At 56.2% G+C, this 17,073-nt stretch carries 10 protein-coding genes; 8 read left to right on the top strand and 2 right to left on the bottom strand.

What is annotated here, in order from left to right; genetic code table 11:
• Window positions 1-193: 193 nt before the first annotated feature.
• A complete protein-coding gene (locus BLT89_RS13315; RefSeq protein WP_172829133.1) occupies window positions 194-1,108 on the bottom strand; it encodes a LysR family transcriptional regulator in 915 nt (304 codons plus the stop codon).
• 276 nt (window positions 1,109-1,384) lie between these two features.
• Between BLT89_RS13315 and BLT89_RS13310 the strand changes: the two genes are divergently transcribed.
• The 4 genes from BLT89_RS13310 (at window position 1,385) to BLT89_RS13295 (ending at window position 8,038) form a co-directional block, all read left to right on the top strand.
• On the top strand, window positions 1,385-2,155 hold the full coding sequence (locus BLT89_RS13310; RefSeq protein ID WP_197673512.1) for a lysophospholipid acyltransferase family protein: 771 nt from the start codon (window positions 1,385-1,387) through the stop codon (window positions 2,153-2,155).
• 74 nt (window positions 2,156-2,229) lie between these two features.
• On the top strand, window positions 2,230-3,840 hold the full coding sequence (locus BLT89_RS13305; RefSeq protein ID WP_090196289.1) for a GMC family oxidoreductase: 1,611 nt from the start codon (window positions 2,230-2,232) through the stop codon (window positions 3,838-3,840).
• Between the two features lie 101 nt (window positions 3,841-3,941).
• On the top strand, window positions 3,942-5,489 hold the full coding sequence (locus BLT89_RS13300) for an arylsulfatase (protein WP_090196285.1): 1,548 nt from the start codon (window positions 3,942-3,944) through the stop codon (window positions 5,487-5,489).
• Window positions 5,490-5,662: 173 nt separating this feature from the next.
• Window positions 5,663-8,038 (top strand): tetratricopeptide repeat protein, encoded by a 2,376-nt coding sequence (locus BLT89_RS13295; RefSeq protein ID WP_090196282.1) that lies wholly within the window; start codon window positions 5,663-5,665, stop codon window positions 8,036-8,038.
• A 42-nt stretch (window positions 8,039-8,080) separates the two neighbouring features.
• Here BLT89_RS13295 and pgm read toward each other — a convergent pair whose 3' ends face one another.
• Entirely contained in the window at window positions 8,081-9,736 is a 1,656-nt protein-coding gene (pgm, locus tag BLT89_RS13290; RefSeq protein ID WP_090196278.1) for a phosphoglucomutase (alpha-D-glucose-1,6-bisphosphate-dependent), read from the bottom strand.
• Between the two features lie 282 nt (window positions 9,737-10,018).
• Here pgm and wecB point away from each other — a divergent pair, with 282 nt between their 5' ends.
• The 4 genes from wecB (at window position 10,019) to BLT89_RS13270 (ending at window position 17,068) form a co-directional block, all read left to right on the top strand.
• Entirely contained in the window at window positions 10,019-11,176 is a 1,158-nt protein-coding gene (gene wecB, locus BLT89_RS13285) for a non-hydrolyzing UDP-N-acetylglucosamine 2-epimerase (RefSeq protein ID WP_090196275.1), read from the top strand.
• On the top strand, window positions 11,173-12,459 hold the full coding sequence (gene wecC, locus BLT89_RS13280; RefSeq protein ID WP_090196272.1) for a UDP-N-acetyl-D-mannosamine dehydrogenase: 1,287 nt from the start codon (window positions 11,173-11,175) through the stop codon (window positions 12,457-12,459). The genes wecB and wecC overlap by 4 nt, the downstream gene beginning before the upstream one ends.
• Before the next feature lie 31 nt (window positions 12,460-12,490).
• Complete coding sequence (locus BLT89_RS13275) at window positions 12,491-13,795, top strand: nucleotide sugar dehydrogenase (protein WP_090196269.1); 1,305 nt, start codon at window positions 12,491-12,493, stop codon at window positions 13,793-13,795.
• Window positions 13,796-13,864: 69 nt separating this feature from the next.
• A complete protein-coding gene (locus tag BLT89_RS13270) occupies window positions 13,865-17,068 on the top strand; it encodes a glycosyltransferase (RefSeq protein ID WP_090196266.1) in 3,204 nt (1,067 codons plus the stop codon).
• Window positions 17,069-17,073 lie beyond the last annotated feature (5 nt).

The raw sequence follows: 17,073 nt of genomic DNA, 5'->3' as shown, positions 1-17,073 counted from the left end.
TGGACCCTTGCCGGCTCCAGGCGGGACAGGTCATTTCCCCAGCCGGGAAATTGCAGCAGGCAAGCGCCAGTTCACCGGTGCTGGCCGTTCCCGCTCCGGTCAGGCGCATGCTTGTATGTTGTGAAGTGTGCTGAGCATCGCCAGCCAGCCCGGGACTGGATTCGATCAGGGGAACTGTGCGGCTTCTACGTAGCTAGTTTGCAACCTGATCAATCAGTATCTGTTCCTGCAGCGTGCCAATAACCAGCTGCGCAGCGGGCGACAGTGTCCTGCCGCGCAATTGCACGATACCCATTTCGGCAAACAGCGGCGGCATGCCATCCACCTGCAGCGGGCACAACAGTCCGGCAGCTATCTCTCTGGCGACAGCTGCGTGCGAGATGATCAGGATCAGCTCCTCATTGCACACAACCTGGGTCAGGACGCTGATGTCATCGCACTCCAGCACCACCGGCAGTGGCTGATCCGGCGCGACGCCAAACACATGGTGCAGCAGGTCGGCGTGGTCTTTGGGAATGTTCAGCGAGGCGAAGCGGTAGGGCAGCAGATCCTGCAGTTGCGGGTTGTCCAGTGCCAGCAGCGGATGGCCTGCCCGGCAAACAAACGGGCCGTGCTGTCTGGTCAGCGGGGTTACAGCTATTTCACTGCCAGCCTGAATGTCATGGGTGTCCGCGATGAAGAACTCTATCTCCTCATTGAGCAGGCTGGTCAGCAGATGCGCTGAATTGTTCACCAGCAAGGAAACACGGAATTCCGCCCGTCCTTGGCGCAACTGCTGCAGTAATTTTGGCGCCATGCTGGCCGCCGGAAGTGGGCCGAAACCAAAGCTCACCTGACCAATTTCGCCGTTACGGGTCAGCGCCATGTCGCGCTCCAGATTGCGTGCCTCATGGGCCAGGCGTCTGGCGCGGGCGAGGAACTGGGCGCCGACTGCGGTGATCGCCAGACCCTGCTTGCTGCGATCAAACAGCGGTAAGCCCAGTTCATTTTCCAGAGCCTGAATGCTGCGACTGAAGGCCGGCTGGCTGAGGTGCACTTTTTCGGCAGCGCGGATGAAATTCATTTCTTCGGCCAGCGCCAGGGCGTGACGAATGCGCTTCAGATCCATGCCATGCGTCCTGTGCATTAAGTATCTAAAGATTATGCATTGGACGGCAGTGCAATGCACATTGAAAATGTGCATTCCAAAAATCCAGTTACTCCTTCACGGAGGTGTAGGCCAATGGCCACTAAGGCGGTGAAAAGCAAGGCAATAAAATCAGCGACGGTCACCCGCAAACCTGCGGTTGTGGCGAAGAAGCCGGTTACCCGTAAAGTAAGTACTCCCGGCAGAGCCACTGCGGCTCGCGCCGCAGAAGGCCTGTATGGGCCTGATCCGCTGCTGATGCAAAAGCAGGCAGGGCTATGGGACTGGCTGATGCAGTATTACTTCCGTCTGGAAATTGCTGGCTGGGATAAATTACCGGCACAGCCTTCCTTGCTGATTGGCGTGCACTCCGGCGGCCCGCTGACAATGGATGCCTGGACCGTCAACATGGCCTGGTGGCGGCATTTTCAGGGATCACGCACCTTGCATGCCACGGCCCATGATGTGCTGATGCAGAACAAGCTGCTCGGCCGATATTTTCGTCGTATGGGGACTATTTCGCCCTCGGGTGAAAGTATTCAGGCGGCGTTCCAGCGCGGCGATGATGTGATTCTCTGGCCCGGTGGCGAGGTTGATGCGTACCGCAAATGGACCAAGCGCGATCAGGCGGTACTCGGCGGGCGCAAGGGCTTCATCAGGCTGGCGATTCGCAGTGGCGTGCCCATCGTGCCGGTCGCCACTATCGGCGGGCATGACACGCTGTTCGTGCTCTCCGAGGGGCGCGGTCTGGCCAAACTGCTCAAGCTCAAGGAGCGGATGCGCGTCGAGGTTGCCCCGATTACCTTCAGCATGCCTTTCGGTGTAGCTTTGCATCTGTTGCCGCTGCAGCACATTCCGCTGCCGGCAAAAATCCGTACCGAGTTGCTGGAGCCCATCTATCTTGATAGCGACCCTGCAAAAGCCGATGACGAGGACTACGTCAACCGGATCTATGCGGAAGTCGAAAGCCGTATCCAGGCCGGCATGGACCGGCTGGCGAAGAAGCGCCGTTTCCCGCTTTTCGGCTGACCATCGACGATCCGGCGGGTCAGTGCCGGGTCATAGTGCTTAATGCGAGTTTACATAACAAAAAGGAGTGCACTGTGAGTAGCGAAGAATTCGATTACGTCATCGTTGGCGCCGGTTCGGCGGGCAGCGTACTGGCCAGCCGCCTGACTGAAGATCCGGCGGTGTCGGTTTGCCTGCTGGAATCCGGCGGGCCGGACAAAAGCATATTTATCCATGCGCCGGCCGGCTTCGTGGCCATGGTCGCCACCTCCTACAACAACTGGGCGTTCGATACCGTGCCACAGAAGCACATGGACAACCGCGTCTGTTATCAGCCGCGCGGCAAGACCCTGGGTGGTTCGAGTTCGATCAATGCCATGCTCTATGTGCGCGGCAACCGCTGGGACTACGATCACTGGGCCAGCCTGGGCAATCCCGGCTGGTCTTACGATGAAGTGCTGCCGTACTTCAAGCGTGCGGAAAACAACGAGACCCACGGCGAGAGCGAGTACCACGGGGCCGGCGGCCCGCTGAATGTGGCCGAACTGCGCAACCCGAGCGCGCTGAGCAAGGCTTTTGTCGATGCCGCGGTGATGAACGGTATTCCACAATCGCGCGACTACAACGGCGTTGATCAGTTCGGTTCGTTCCTCTACCAGGTGACACAGAAGAACGGTGAGCGTTGCAGCGCGGCCAAGGGTTACCTCACGCCAAACCTGTCACGGCCCAACCTGTGCGTGAAGACCCATGCGTTGTCGGCCAGGATCATCATGGAAGGCAAGCGCGCACGTGGCATCGCCTACTATCAGGGCAGCGAGTTGAAGGAAGTGCGCGCGCGCCGCGAAGTGATCCTCAGCGCCGGCGCCTTTGGTTCGCCGCATCTGCTGCAGTTGTCGGGTATCGGCCCGGCCAAGGAGCTGCAGGCGCTGGGTATTCCGGTCGTACATGACCTGCCCGGTGTGGGCGAGAACCTGCAGGATCATATCGATCAGGTGCAGAGTTATATCGCACCCAGTGACAGCGATACCTTCGGCATCTCGGCACGCGGCACGGTGAAAATGGCCAAGGGTGCCTATGAGTGGCACAAGCAGCGTACCGGAGTGATTGCCAGTTCGATCGCCGAGGCAGGTGCCTTTGTCCGCTCGGCGGCGGATGTCAGCGTGCCCGACCTGCAATTGGTGTTCGTGGTGGCGCTGGTCGACGATCACGGTCGCAAGCTGCACACCAGCCACGGTTTTTCCTGCCATATCGAAGTGTTGCGCCCGTATAGCCGCGGCACGGTCAAACTGGCCAGTGCCGATCCACGGGTGGCGCCGAAAATCGACCCCAACTTCCTCGCCGACGAGCGTGATCTGGATCTGCTGGTCAAGGGCGTGCAACTGCAGATGGACATCCTGCAGAGCAGCCCGCTGCAGCCATGGCGCGGCAAGATGCTGTACCCGGTACAGCGTGATGACACCGCCGGCATCATCGCCGACATCCGCGCTCGCGCCGACACCCAGTACCACCCTACCAGCACCTGCAAGATGGGTCCGGCTTCCGACCCGCTGGCCGTAGTCGATGCGCAGTTGCGGGTGCACGGTCTGCAAGGGCTGCGTGTGGTGGATGCCTCGATCATGCCCACGGTGACCGGTGGCAACACCAATGCGCCGACCATCATGATTGCCGAAAAGGCAGTGGACATGATTCGCAGCGCACAATCTTGAAAATTGTTGAAGACCGGAAATGCCGTCTATCCTGTCGGGTGTAACCGGAACACACAGTAGATAATCCATGCTCAAAAAGAGCTGCAAGAGGAAGACTGACAATGAAACTGAAAAACGTTGCCCTTGCCATAGGCCTTGGTCTGGGCGTGCTGGCCTCCGCCCAGGCGGCCGACAAGAAGCCCAACATTCTGGTGATCTGGGGGGATGACATCGGTGAGTACAACATCAGTGCCTACAACATGGGCCAGATGGGTTACCGCACGCCGAATATCGACCGCATTGCCAAAGAGGGTGCGCTGTTCACCGACTGGTATGGCCAGCAGAGCTGTACTGCCGGCCGCGCGGCTTTCGTTACCGGCCAGTCGCCGATCCGCACCGGCCTTACCAAGGTCGGTTTGCCCGGCTCTCCGGAAGGCATCAACAAGAAGGATCCGACCATAGCCGGGCTGCTCAAGGCCGAGGGCTACATGACCGGCCAGTTCGGCAAGAACCACCTGGGTGACCGCGACGAGATGCTGCCGACCAACCATGGTTTCGACGAATTCTTCGGCAACCTGTATCACCTGAATGCCGAGCAGGAACCCGAGCATCCGGATTATCCGAAGGATCCGGCATTCAAAAAGCGCTTCGGCCCGCGTGGTGTGATCAAGTCCACTGCTGACGGCAAGATCGAAGATACCGGCCCGCTGACCAAGAAGCGCATGGAAACCGTTGACGAGGAAGTAACCGCTGCGGCGCTGAACTTCATGGAGCGCGCACACAAGGCCGACAAGCCGTTCTTCCTCTGGTGGAACTCAACCCGTATGCATATCTGGACCCACCTGAAGCCTGAGTCGGAAGGCAAGTCCGGCTACGGCATCTATGCCGACGGCATGCTCGAGCATGACGCCATGGTCGGCCAGTTGCTGGACAAGGTTGATGAGCTGGGTCTGGCGGATAACACCATCGTCATGTACTCGACCGACAACGGCGCCGAGACCATGAGCTGGCCGGATGGCGGCTCCACCCGCTACCGTGGCGAGAAGAACACCAACTGGGAAGGTGGCTATCGCGTACCGACACTGATCAAGTGGCCCGGGGTGATCAAGCCCGGCACCATCATCAACGACATCGGCTCCCACGAAGACATGCTCAGCACCCTGCTGGCTGCAGCCGGTGAGCCGAACGTCAAGGAAGAACTGCTCAAGGGCAAGAATGTCGGCGGCACCACCTACAAGGTGCATCTGGATGGTTACAACCTGCTGCCGGCGCTCAAGGGTGAAGGGGAGTGGCCACGCAAGGAGTTCATCTACTGGACGGATGATGGCAGTGTGGCGGCCTTGCGTCTGGGCGACTGGAAAACCACCTTTCTGGTGCAGAAGGCCCATGGTCTGAATGTCTGGATCGAGCCGTTCGCCGAATTGCGTGCACCGATTCTGGCCAACCTGCGTATGGATCCCTTCGAGCGGGCACGCGAAGAAGGTATGGGCTACAACGCCTGGTTTGTCGATCACATGTTCCTGATCGCTCCGTCCGCCGGTTATGTGGCGCAGTGGATGCAGAGCTTCAAGGAGTTTCCGCCGCGCATGAAGCCCGGCAGTTTCAACCTGAGCAAGGTGATGGAGGCCATGCAGGAAATCAAACCGCAGAACAACCCCGCCCAAGAGTAACTCCGGGTTGTCACTGCAATAGCAAAAACCGGGGCCACGGCCCCGGTTTTTTATGTCCGGCAATTAGCTGCGGAGCAGCTGCCAGCAGCCTGCCGTGCAATTTCGGGTTGACGTATGGCGTGCCGCTCGCGATGCTCTGAACCCCGCCGCAACCGTTGCAGCCAAGGCTTCCGATGTCAAAGAACAAACGCAAGAACCCCCAGAGCACTGTTTCCCCGTCTGTTTCCAGTGGTACACCGGTAAAGCCTGCGTGGCGTGGCTGGTTGCTGCCAACAGGCCTGCTGCTGCTCTTGCTGGTGAGCCTGGCCTGGTGGGCCCAGCCGGGTTGGTTTATGCCCGTATCGTCGCCGCAGACCCCGGTGCATGTAGCGCCAGCCAGCCCGCAACCGCTGGAAATGGTCGATGAGCAGGCTTGCCAGGGCTGCCATGCGGAGCCGGTCAAACAGTGGCAAGGCTCGCACCATCATCTGGCGATGCAGGAGCCGAACGCGCAAACGGTGCTGGGTGACTTCAATGATGTGACCTTCAGCAGCGACAAGGAAACCACGCGCTTCTTCCGCAAGGACGATGCTTTCTGGGTCAATACGCCCGGCCCGGACGGGCAGCCGGCGGACTTCAAGGTGGCCTATACCTTCGGCCTGGAGCCGCTGCAGCAGTACCTGCTGGAACTGCCCGGCGGCCATCTGCAACCCCTCGGCGTGGCCTGGGATACGCAAAAGCAGGCCTGGTTCCATCTGTACCCCGGTCAGGGCATCGATGCCAGTGACCCGCTGCACTGGACCAAGACTGCGCAGAATGCCAACTACATGTGCATCGAGTGCCACACCACCGGCTTCAAGCGCAACTTCGACGCGAAAAACAACAGTTTTGCCAGCCATTGGCAGGCCCTTGGCGTGGGTTGCCAGAGCTGCCATGGCCCGGCTTCCGGGCACCTGGCCTGGGCAGAAAAAGGCGAGCAGAATGCGTCTGCAAAAGGTTTTGAGCAGCCATTGCTGAGCAAGACCGACAACCGTGGTCAGGTACAGGTCTGTGCGCGCTGCCATGCACTGCGCAGCCCGCTGGGTGATGGCTATCAGCATTCCGCCGCTTTGCTCGACGACTACCTGCCCAGTGATCTGACCTCGACGCAATACGAGGTGGACGGCAGGATCAAGGGCGAAGTGTTCGAGTACGGCTCCTTCACCCAGAGCAAGATGTTCGCCAAGGGCGTGGCCTGCACCAACTGCCACAACCCGCACAGCACCAAGCTGAAGCTGGAAGGTAATGCGGTGTGTACCCAGTGCCACAATCCGGCCGGCAAGACCGCGGTGCCTGGTGTCGACGGGGCAGGCTTGCAAGCCAGGGATTACGACAGTCCGGCGCACACCCATCACCCGGCCGGCAGTGCGGCCGCGCAGTGCACTGCATGCCACATGCCGGGCAAGTTCTACATGGGTAATGATTTCCGTCACGATCACAGTTTTAGCGTGCCCAATCCTGCCCAGTCTGCCGCTCTGGGAACGCCGGATGCCTGTCAGGGTTGCCACCGGGAAACCAAATCCGCACGGCTGATCGAACAGTTCAATGCCTGGTATCCGGCTGCCAAACCGCACGATGGTGGCTATGCCGTAGCGCTGGATGCGGCGCGGCGTGGCTCCAGTGGCGCCGCGCGCGGCTTGTTGACGCAGTTGCAGCGCACCGATCTGCCAGCCCTGCGCCGAGCCGCACTGCTTACCGAGTTGGCCAGTTATCCCTCGGCACCGGCGTTGAAGCAGATCAGCAGTGCTCTCAAGGACCCCGACCCCCAGGTGCGCGAAGCCGCCGTACGTGCCTTGCCGGGCATGGCCGCGCCGCAGCAGATCGGCCAGTTGCTGCCGGCACTGCTGCGCGATCCGGTGCTGGCGGTGCGTCTGGCCGCCACCTGGGAGCTGGCCCAGCAACCGCCCGAGGCACGGCAGAACCTGACGCCGGCCTTCTGGCAGCAGGTTCTGGATGAATATGAACAGGTACAGTTGCAGCTGCTGGAACGCGGCGAAGCCAACATGAACCTGGCCAGCCTGTACCAGATCAGCGGGCGCAATGCGCAGATCGAGGCCAGCCTGCGTGCTGCCCTGCAGCGCGATCCGGACTTCCTGCCGGCGCTGGTCAGCCTGTCGCAACTGCTGGAACAGAACAATCCGCAGGAAGCCCGGCAACTGCTGGCTGACGCCTTGCAGCGCAACCCGGACGAGGCCCTGCTGTATCACGCCGAAGGACTTGCGCTGGTGCGCAGTGGCGATTATCCGGCGGCCATCAAGGCGTTTGCCAAGGCTGCCGAGCTGGCGCCGGAGAACCCGCAATACGGCTATGTACTGGCCATTGCCCTGCACGACAGCGGCCAGCGCGAGGCGGCAATTGCCCAGTTGCAGGCGATGCTCAAGCGCCAGCCGCAGAACCGCAATGCCAGCATGGCGCTGCTCAACTATGCCCAGGAAACCCGCGATGCCGCATTGATCCAGCAGGTGGTCGGCGACATCTGGGAGATCAATCCGGATGACCCGATGCTGCAGTCACGCCTGCCCAAGCGCTGATATAGGCAACCGCTTTGCTCAGGAACTTGAATTTTCCAGTCCTTAGCCAGCGGTTGGTGCAATAGCTGCATCGACAATCTGTTGCGCTTCGGCGACCAGTTGCTGCAGATGCGCCTGCCCCAGAAAGCTTTCCGCGTAGATCTTGTAGATGTTCTCGGTGCCGGAAGGGCGGGCAGCGAACCAGCCGTTGGCGGTGCTCACTTTCAGCCCGCCGATGGCCTCGCCGTTGCCTGGCGCATGACTGAGGATGCTCTGGATACTTTCCCCGGCCAGTTCGGTGGAGCGGATCTGCGCCGGTGCCAGCTTGCCCAATTGCTGCTTCTGTTCGGGCGTGGCAGCGGCATCGATGCGGGTCGACACCGGCTCGCCGAGTTCCTGTGCCAGCGCCTGGTAGCGCGCGCCAGGATCGCTGCCGGTGATGGCAGTCATTTCTGCCGCCAGCAGCGACGCGATCAGGCCGTCCTTGTCGGTACTCCACACTGTGCCATCACGACGCAGGAATGAAGCGCCGGCGCTTTCTTCGCCGCCAAAGCCGAGGGAGCCGTCGAACAGACCGGCGGCAAAGTACTTGAAGCCCACCGGCACTTCATAAAGGCGCCGGCCGAGTTTCCGGCTGACCCGGTCGATCAGTCCGCTGCTGACTACGGTCTTGCCGATGGCGGCATCGGCGCGCCACTGCGGACGGTTCTGGAACAGGTAGTCGATAGCGACGGCCAGGTAGTTGTTCGGCTGCAGTAGGCCCATACCCGGCGTGACTATGCCGTGGCGGTCATGGTCCGGGTCGCAGGCAAAAGCTACCTGAAAGCGATCTTTCAGGCCGATCAGGCTGTGCATGGCGTACGCCGAGGAGGGGTCCATGCGCACGCGGCCGTCCCAGTCCAGGCTCATGAAGCGAAAGGTCGGATCGATCTGCTGGTTCACCACCTGCAGGTCCAGGTTGTAGTGTTCGGCGATGGCCGACCAGTAGTGCACCCCCGCACCACCCAGCGGATCGACGCCCAGGCGCAGCCCGGAACCGGCAATCGCCTGCATGTCGATGACATTGTGCAGATCACCGACATAGCTGTGCAGGTAGTCGTGGCGGTGGGTGGTGTCGGCACGCAGAGCCTTGGCCAGACTGATGCGCCTGACCCCGGCAAGTCCGCTGGCAAGCAGCTGGTTGGCACGCGTCTCGATCCAGCGGGTGATATCGCTGTCCGCCGGCCCGCCGTTGGGCGGGTTGTACTTGAAGCCGCCGCTTTCCGGCGGATTGTGCGAGGGGGTGATGACGATGCCATCGGCCAGGCCGCTGCTGCGCCCGCGGTTGTAACAGAGGATGGCGTGGGAGACCGCCGGCGTTGGCGTGTACTCATCCTGCAGCGACAGCATCAGTTCGACACCATTGGCTGCCAGCACTTCGACGGCACTGGCACTGGCCGGCGTCGACAGGGCATGGGTATCGATGCCGAGAAACAGCGGGCCGTTGATGCCTTGTGCCTGGCGGTATTCGCAGATCGCCTGACTTATCGCCAGCACGTGCCACTCGTTGAAGCTCAGGTCAAAAGCGCAGCCGCGATGTCCCGAGGTGCCGAACGCCACGCGCTGGGCGCTGACTACCGGATCCGGCTGGCCGGTGTAATAGGCGCTGACCAGTCGCGGCACATCGACCAGCATTGCCGGCAGAACCTGGCTGCCTGCCAGTGGGTGGGTGGTGCTCATGTAGGGGCTCCTTTGGCTCTAAGTTGATTTTGTAAACTTTCTTGGCACTTCTAGAGAGTTGCTTAAGAAATAAGGGCTGTCGGGGCGGGGGTTGAGGTCATAACAGTCAGATATTTATGTCTTTTCACTGAATGCCAGTCGAGTGATTATTTTGATCTTGGTGCTATAGCGTTGATCTTCTTGACGAAGATCATATTCAAAATATTGACATATCAGTACAATTCATCGGTTTTGCGCCGCCCCATCTCGACTCCTTTTCATGATTTTCTGGGTCAAATATCTATGATGCTCAAAACCCTGTGTGTTTTCGGAACTCGACCCGAAGCTATCAAAATGGCGCCGCTTGCGCTCACTCTTGCAAAAGACTATCGATTCACTTCACGTGTTTGCGTTACCGGCCAACACCGACACATGCTTGATCAGGTGCTCGAACTATTTGAGCTTGTCCCTGATTACGACTTGAACATTATGAAGGCTGGCCAAGATCTAACTGATGTAACCACAGCCATTCTGCAAGGGATGAAGGCCGTCCTTGGTGAATTCAAGCCAGATGTTGTGTTGGTGCATGGCGATACGGCCACGTCCTTCGCGGCAACTCTGGCTGCCTACTATCAGCAAATCCCGGTAGCGCATGTAGAAGCAGGACTGAGAACCTACAATCTTTATTCTCCCTGGCCAGAAGAGGGAAATCGCAAGCTGACCGGTGCCTTGGCAGCGATGCACTTCGCTCCTACAGAGACAGCTCGCCAGAACCTCCTTAAAGAGAGTGTTAATCCTGAATCCATACTCGTCACAGGCAATACAGTTATTGATGCACTGTTGGGCGTGGTCGAGAAACTGAATAATCCAGCGTCACCACTGCAGGCTCAATTTAATGAGCAGTTCAGCTTCCTGCCTTCCGGCAACCGAATTATATTGGTCACGGGTCATCGTAGAGAAAACTTTGGTGGTGGTTTCGAGCGTATTTGTTTGGGCTTGGTGGAAACTGCAAAAGCCTTTCCTGATGTTGAAATAGTTTACCCCGTGCATTTGAATCCCAATGTACGCGAGCCGGTGAATCGTCTGTTGGCGGGTGTTTCAAATATTCATTTGATTGAACCGCTTGATTATCTGCCATTTGTTTATCTGATGAGCCGCTCCTACTTGATTCTTACTGATTCCGGCGGAATTCAGGAAGAGGCTCCGGCGCTTGGTAAGCCGGTACTGGTGATGCGCGACACCACTGAGCGACCTGAAGCCGTGGAAGCGGGCACGGTGAAATTGATTGGCACCGAAGTTGAATCAATCATTAGCCATCTTCGCCTGTTACTGACTGATAAAAATATTTACCGCGAGATGAGTTTTGCTTCTAATCCGTATGGCGATGGTAAAGCCTGCGCAAGGATCTGTGAGGCCCTTGCCAGCTTGAGCAAAAAAAATACGACCAAGGATGCAGCATGAGTTTCGAAACAATTTCCGTTATTGGGTTGGGCTATATTGGTCTTCCCACTGCTGCAGTGTTTGCTACTAGAAGAAAAAACGTCATTGGTGTCGACATCAACCAGCATGCTGTCGACACAATCAATCGGGGTGAAATTCACATCATCGAGCCGCAACTCGACATTATTGTTTGCGCTGCAGTCACTGCGGGCTATTTGCGCGCGACAACTCAGCCAGAAGCCGCTGATGCATTCCTGATTGCCGTTCCGACTCCATTTAAAGCAGACCACGAGCCCGATCTGGGTTATATCGAGGCGGCAAGCAAGAGTATTGCGCCGTTTTTGAAGCAAGGTGATCTCGTTGTGTTGGAGTCAACCTCACCGGTTGGCGCTACCGAGCAGATGGCTGAGTGGCTTGCCGATGCCAGACCAGATTTGAGCTTTCCCATGACCCACGGCGAAGAGTCAGATATTCGCATTGCGCATTGCCCCGAGCGGGTAATGCCAGGTCATGTGTTGCGCGAGCTCGTCGAGAACGACCGGATTATTGGCGGGTTGACCGCTAAGTGTTCAGCTGCAGCGGTGCAACTCTACCAAACCTTTGTTGAAGGTGAGTGCATCATCACCGATGTACGCACTGCAGAAATGTGCAAGCTTGCCGAAAACAGCTTCAGAGATGTGAATATTGCCTATGCTAACGAGCTGTCAGTTATTTGTGACAAGCTCAAAATAAACGTTTGGGAGTTAATTCGGCTAGCCAATCTTCACCCTCGGGTCAATATACTTCACCCCGGACCGGGAGTCGGCGGCCACTGTATTGCAGTTGACCCATGGTTTATTGTCAGCCAAGCCCCGGAAGAGGCGCGCTTGATAAAGGTGGCGCGCCAAGTCAATGACGGTAAACCAGAATGGGTGGTTAACAAGGTAAACGCTGCTGTTGCTGAGATCTGTCAGTTGACGGGGCGAGAGCCAAAGACGATCAAAATCGCGTGTTTCGGTTTGGCCTTCAAAGCAGGTGTTGATGACCTGCGAGAAAGCCCTGCAATGGCTATAACTCTGTCCTTGGGTCAGCAATACCCAGGGCAAGTGCTGGCTGTCGAGCCGCACATAGACTTAGTGCCGACAGAACTACAAGAAATCAATGTACCGTTGGTGGGGTTTGCGGAAGCTAAATGTGCAGATGTTCTATTGGTCTTGGTCGACCACAGTGAGTTCAAGGATCAGAAAATTACATTAGGTCTATCGCAGCGGCTACTGGATACGCGCGGCATGATGCATGCGTTATCGTTGCATAACTGCGGCTGAATTCATAAGTAATCGAATGTGGAGCAAGTACGTGAAACAAATACTTCTAGAGAAGTTGAACAATAAGTCAGCCGTCATCGGTATCGTTGGCTTGGGCTATGTTGGCCTGCCACTGGTGCTACGCTACGCTGAGGTCGGTTACAAAGTGGTCGGTTTTGATATTGACCAGTCCAAGATGGACCACTTTGCTAAAGGCACCAGCTATATCGAGCACATCTCTGCTGAGTCCATTGCTCGCGCTATTAGCCAAGGCTTTGAAGCTACCACTGACTTTACGCGTGCCAGTGACGTTGATGCGCTGGTTCTTTGCGTGCCGACCCCGCTCAATAAGTACCGTGAGCCCGACCTCAGCTTTGTACTGGACACCACCGACTCGCTGATTCCGTACATGCGCGCCGGCCAAGTGATGTCGCTTGAGAGCACCACCTACCCAGGCACAACGGATGAAGAGTTGCTGCCGCGCATTGCCTCCCGCGGTTTGAAAGTTGGCGAAGACGTATTCTTGGTTTATTCGCCGGAGCGTGAAGACCCGGGTAACCCTAACTTCACCACTCGCACCATTCCTAAAGTGTGTGGCGGCGACACCGAAGCCTGCCAAGAAGTCGGTATGGCTCTCTACGGCCAAGTGATTGATCGTGTAGTTCCGGTATCGAGCACCCGCGCTGCTGAAATGACCAAGCTGCTGGAAAACATCCACCGCGCCGTCAACATCGGCCTTGTCAATGAGATGAAAATCGTTGCTGACAAGATGGGTATCGATATACACGAAGTTATTCGCGCAGCAGCGACTAAGCCATTCGGTTTTGTACCGTACTACCCAGGGCCCGGTTTGGGCGGTCATTGCATTCCGATTGACCCGTTCTATCTCACCTGGAAAGCCCGTGAGTATGGCCTGCACACGCGTTTCATCGAGCTGGCGGGTGAGGTTAACTCGGCAATGCCAGACTACGTGGTCAGCAAGCTTGGCGCGGCGCTGAACCTGCGTAAAAAATCGGTTAACGGCTGCCGTGTGTTAGTGTTGGGTATCGCCTACAAGAAAAACGTTGATGATATGCGTGAATCACCTTCGGTATTCATCATGGAGCGTTTACGTGATCTGGGGGCGGATGTGCAATACAGCGACTCCCATGTGCCTACATTTCCTAATATGCGCGAGCATCACTTCGATCTCAGCAGTGTTGAGCTGACGCCTGAAGCAGTTGCTAGCTTCGATTGCGTACTGATCGCCACTGACCACGACAGTGTTGATTACGACATGCTCAAAGCTAACGCACAGCTGATTGTCGACTCGCGCGGACGCTATTTGGATCCAGCTGAGAATATCGTTAAAGCTTAAATGCACCACTTTTAGCCAGCTTTCGTTTCCGATTGCGGGCTTTATTGCGTATACATCAGAGGCTCTGTTATGGCTGGTCAGGATATAAGTAAACAGTTCGAAAAATTACGTAGTTCTTTTCAGAAGGGATTTCGTGAGTCCGTAGTTAATATTCGACTGGATGCTTTATACCAGCAGTTGCTGATGCAGCACGTTTTTGATAAGCCCGAACCTTTAGCGGCTATGGATGGTTGGTCTATTTCGCCGGAGTTTGCATGGTGGCTGTTCCAGCATGTCATTAACGAACAACCACGTAAAATAATCGAGCTCGGCTCAGGCACATCGACTCTTGTTATCGCATCTGCGATTAAGCGTTTGGGCAAGGGACGCTTCCTGTCGTTCGAGCATAATTATGTATATTTTGAGAAAACGCGCGCTTTGTTAGAGGCTTGCGATCTTCAACATTATGTCGATCTGATATACGCACCGCTTGAAGAACTCAAAATTGGTGATCAAACCTACCGTTGGTATGGTCTCCCTTACGATTTGATTGAAAATATGATCGGACCAAAACAACTAGACTTTCTTTTGGTTGATGGGCCGCCCGCTGCGACAAATCACCATGCTCGTTATCCTGCTGTGGTTCAGTTGCGTAAGTACTTCTCGGCCTCAACGATTGTTCTGTTGGATGACGGCGACCGGGTAGAAGAGCAAGAGACTCTTGTGCGGTGGATTGATTTTATGGGGGGTAACTATTCGCATAAAATGCTCAGCAATGTGCGTCACGCCCCTGCGCTGTTTTATCCTGTGCAAAACTCGCCCGAGTTAGAAGATGGCGAAAAAGCCTTTACTAACGGTATAAGCGCTACAGTTGCTCAGGAAGTTGCTCTGGCTGTAGAGAGTGCTTTGAACGGAATGACAGTCGATAATAGTGATGTAAAGGCTAAGGCTCTGGTTGATGCTTTTTACCGTTTGCGAGAAAAAAGCCTACATCAGCTAAAACGGCAAGTTGAGAGTGAACTCAATACTGCGATTGCTAACTCCACTGCAGATAAGAAACAGTTTAGTTTACAGATGTTGGCCCTACAGGAACGGGAGGCCGCACTCCGCGAGGAGCTTGAAGCCCGCCTCCTAGAGAAGCTAGACGTTGTTACCCGTGATCGCGATGACCTGAAGGCTCAGTTAACCGCGCTTAGCAAGCGCCACAAACTTGTTTACCAGTCTTTAGTTTACCAACTTGGTCTTTCATTCTACCGTCGTACTCGCCGCCTAAAGAGCTGGGTGAAAATGCCCTTGGCTATGTATCGGGTTATGCAGCGCCATGCAGCTAGCGGTAATCCGATCATTGTAGAGTACCAAGACCCCTCTGGACGATTGGGCAAGCCTAAAGTCAAACTACCTACAAATTTCAACCCTGACATGTCTAATCCTGATCGTGTCTTGCTGAATGCAAACGAGATCGCAAAAGCTGGCGATCATGCCCTTGCTATTTCGCTTGCTGAATCTCACCTGCCAATTGAGCTGGCGTACACAGTCCATGTTTTGCGCGCGAATGCGGCCATTGCTGCTGGTGATGAGGAAGGCTGGCTGAACCAACTGAATGGGTATCTCGCGGAGTTTAATGCGGCGCCAATTCGGCTGGATGGCAAGGGTAATATATTTGATCGATTAGCCTCAGATCCACTTCCTCCAGTAATGGACGGACCGTTGATCTCGATAATCATGCCTGTATGGAACTCAGAGCGAACTGTTCGCAGGGCTGCTGAGTCGATTCTGAACCAGACGTGGCGCAATCTAGAGCTGTTAATAGTTGATGACTGTTCAGCGGATGGGACTTGGTCAGTGTTGTTGGATCTTGCTGCGATAGATTGTCGGGTTAAAATTTTCCGAAATAAAGTCAATGTCGGGCCCTATGTGTCCAAAAATATTGCTCTTATGCAGGCGGCCGGTGACTGGATAACGGGACATGATGCTGATGATTGGGCTCTACCACAACGCCTGGAAAATCATTACAACGCCATGATGGCAGCGAACCCTAGGCCACGTGCCAGCATTACTGAGATGGCTCGCTTGGATCTACAAGGTAGGTTTGTGCGTGTTGGCGAGAAAGCTAAGTTTTCGCGGGATGGAGTCACTCGGAAGTCCTCCGTTTCGCTGCTTTGTGAACGCAGTTTTTTTCAATCTGAGCTTGGTTCTTGGGACTGTGTGCGCTTTGGCGCTGACAGCGAGACTATCGACCGCGCGGAGCGACTTCTGGGGAGTGAGTTCTGTGAGTTCCGACAAATAGGAATGCTCTGCCTTGAGCACGAAGACAGTCTAACCGGACACCCCGAACTAGGTGTTAGTCCTGAGTCGGGAGTGTCTAAACCTAGAGCTGAATATGCGGCCTCTTGGAGGGCATGGCACAAACGTGAGTTATCCGCTGGGAGGTCCATGCGATTAGCGTTTCCCCCAATAGCAAAACGATGCTTTCGTGCGCCTAGTATTATGGCGGTTCCTTTAGGTCATATAATTCGAAACTCTCAAAGCGCTTCAGTGGCGTCGAATTTCGAGCCTGTTACTGCGATCTGCGTATCTCGACGCGGCGAATTTGTTCCGCAGGTTCTGCTCAACTTGCAGCAGCAGACTCATCCCGACTTGCGAGTTATTTATGTGATTCACGGATTCCATATCGATACGGAAACGGTAAGGCGTGAACTTGCCGGGCTGAAGAACCTCACAGTGCTTCAGATTACTGACAAAGAAACCTTTCTTGCTGATGGTTTAAACTTGGCACTTGATCACTGCCAAACAGATCTATGTGCGAAGATTGACGATGACGATCACTACGGACCTGACTATATACGCAATGCTGAACTAGCTCTAAAACACTCCGATCTTTCGAATGTCGCTTTGACTGGCAAGGCCATGCATTTTTGCTACGTGGAATCTGCGAACGCTTTCGGCGTTCGTTTTGAGCAGAAGCAGAATCGTGGTTTTACACGTGTTCATGGTGGCACGCTTTTTTGGCGCCGAAGCTTAGTTGATGATCAGCGGTTTGAGCGGGTGCGACAGGGTACGGATTCGCGATTCACTAAAGGAGTGCTGGAAAAAGGTCGACAGATATATTCCGCGGATCCTTACGATTTCGTCCATGTCCGCTATGCGAATACTGCAAATCACACTTGGCAGATCGAAGACGCTGAGTTTATGCGCCCCGTAACTCGCCTTGCGGATGGGCTTCGACTCGACCTAGCTTACAGTAATCCGGCAATAGCCGATCTGGCGTTGCCATCAAACGACCTGTCGTTATAACGCGA

The organism is Pseudomonas pohangensis (genome assembly GCF_900105995.1).
GTDB lineage: Bacteria > Pseudomonadota > Gammaproteobacteria > Pseudomonadales > Pseudomonadaceae > Aquipseudomonas > Aquipseudomonas pohangensis.
This window is presented reverse-complemented; position numbering and strand designations above follow the sequence as displayed.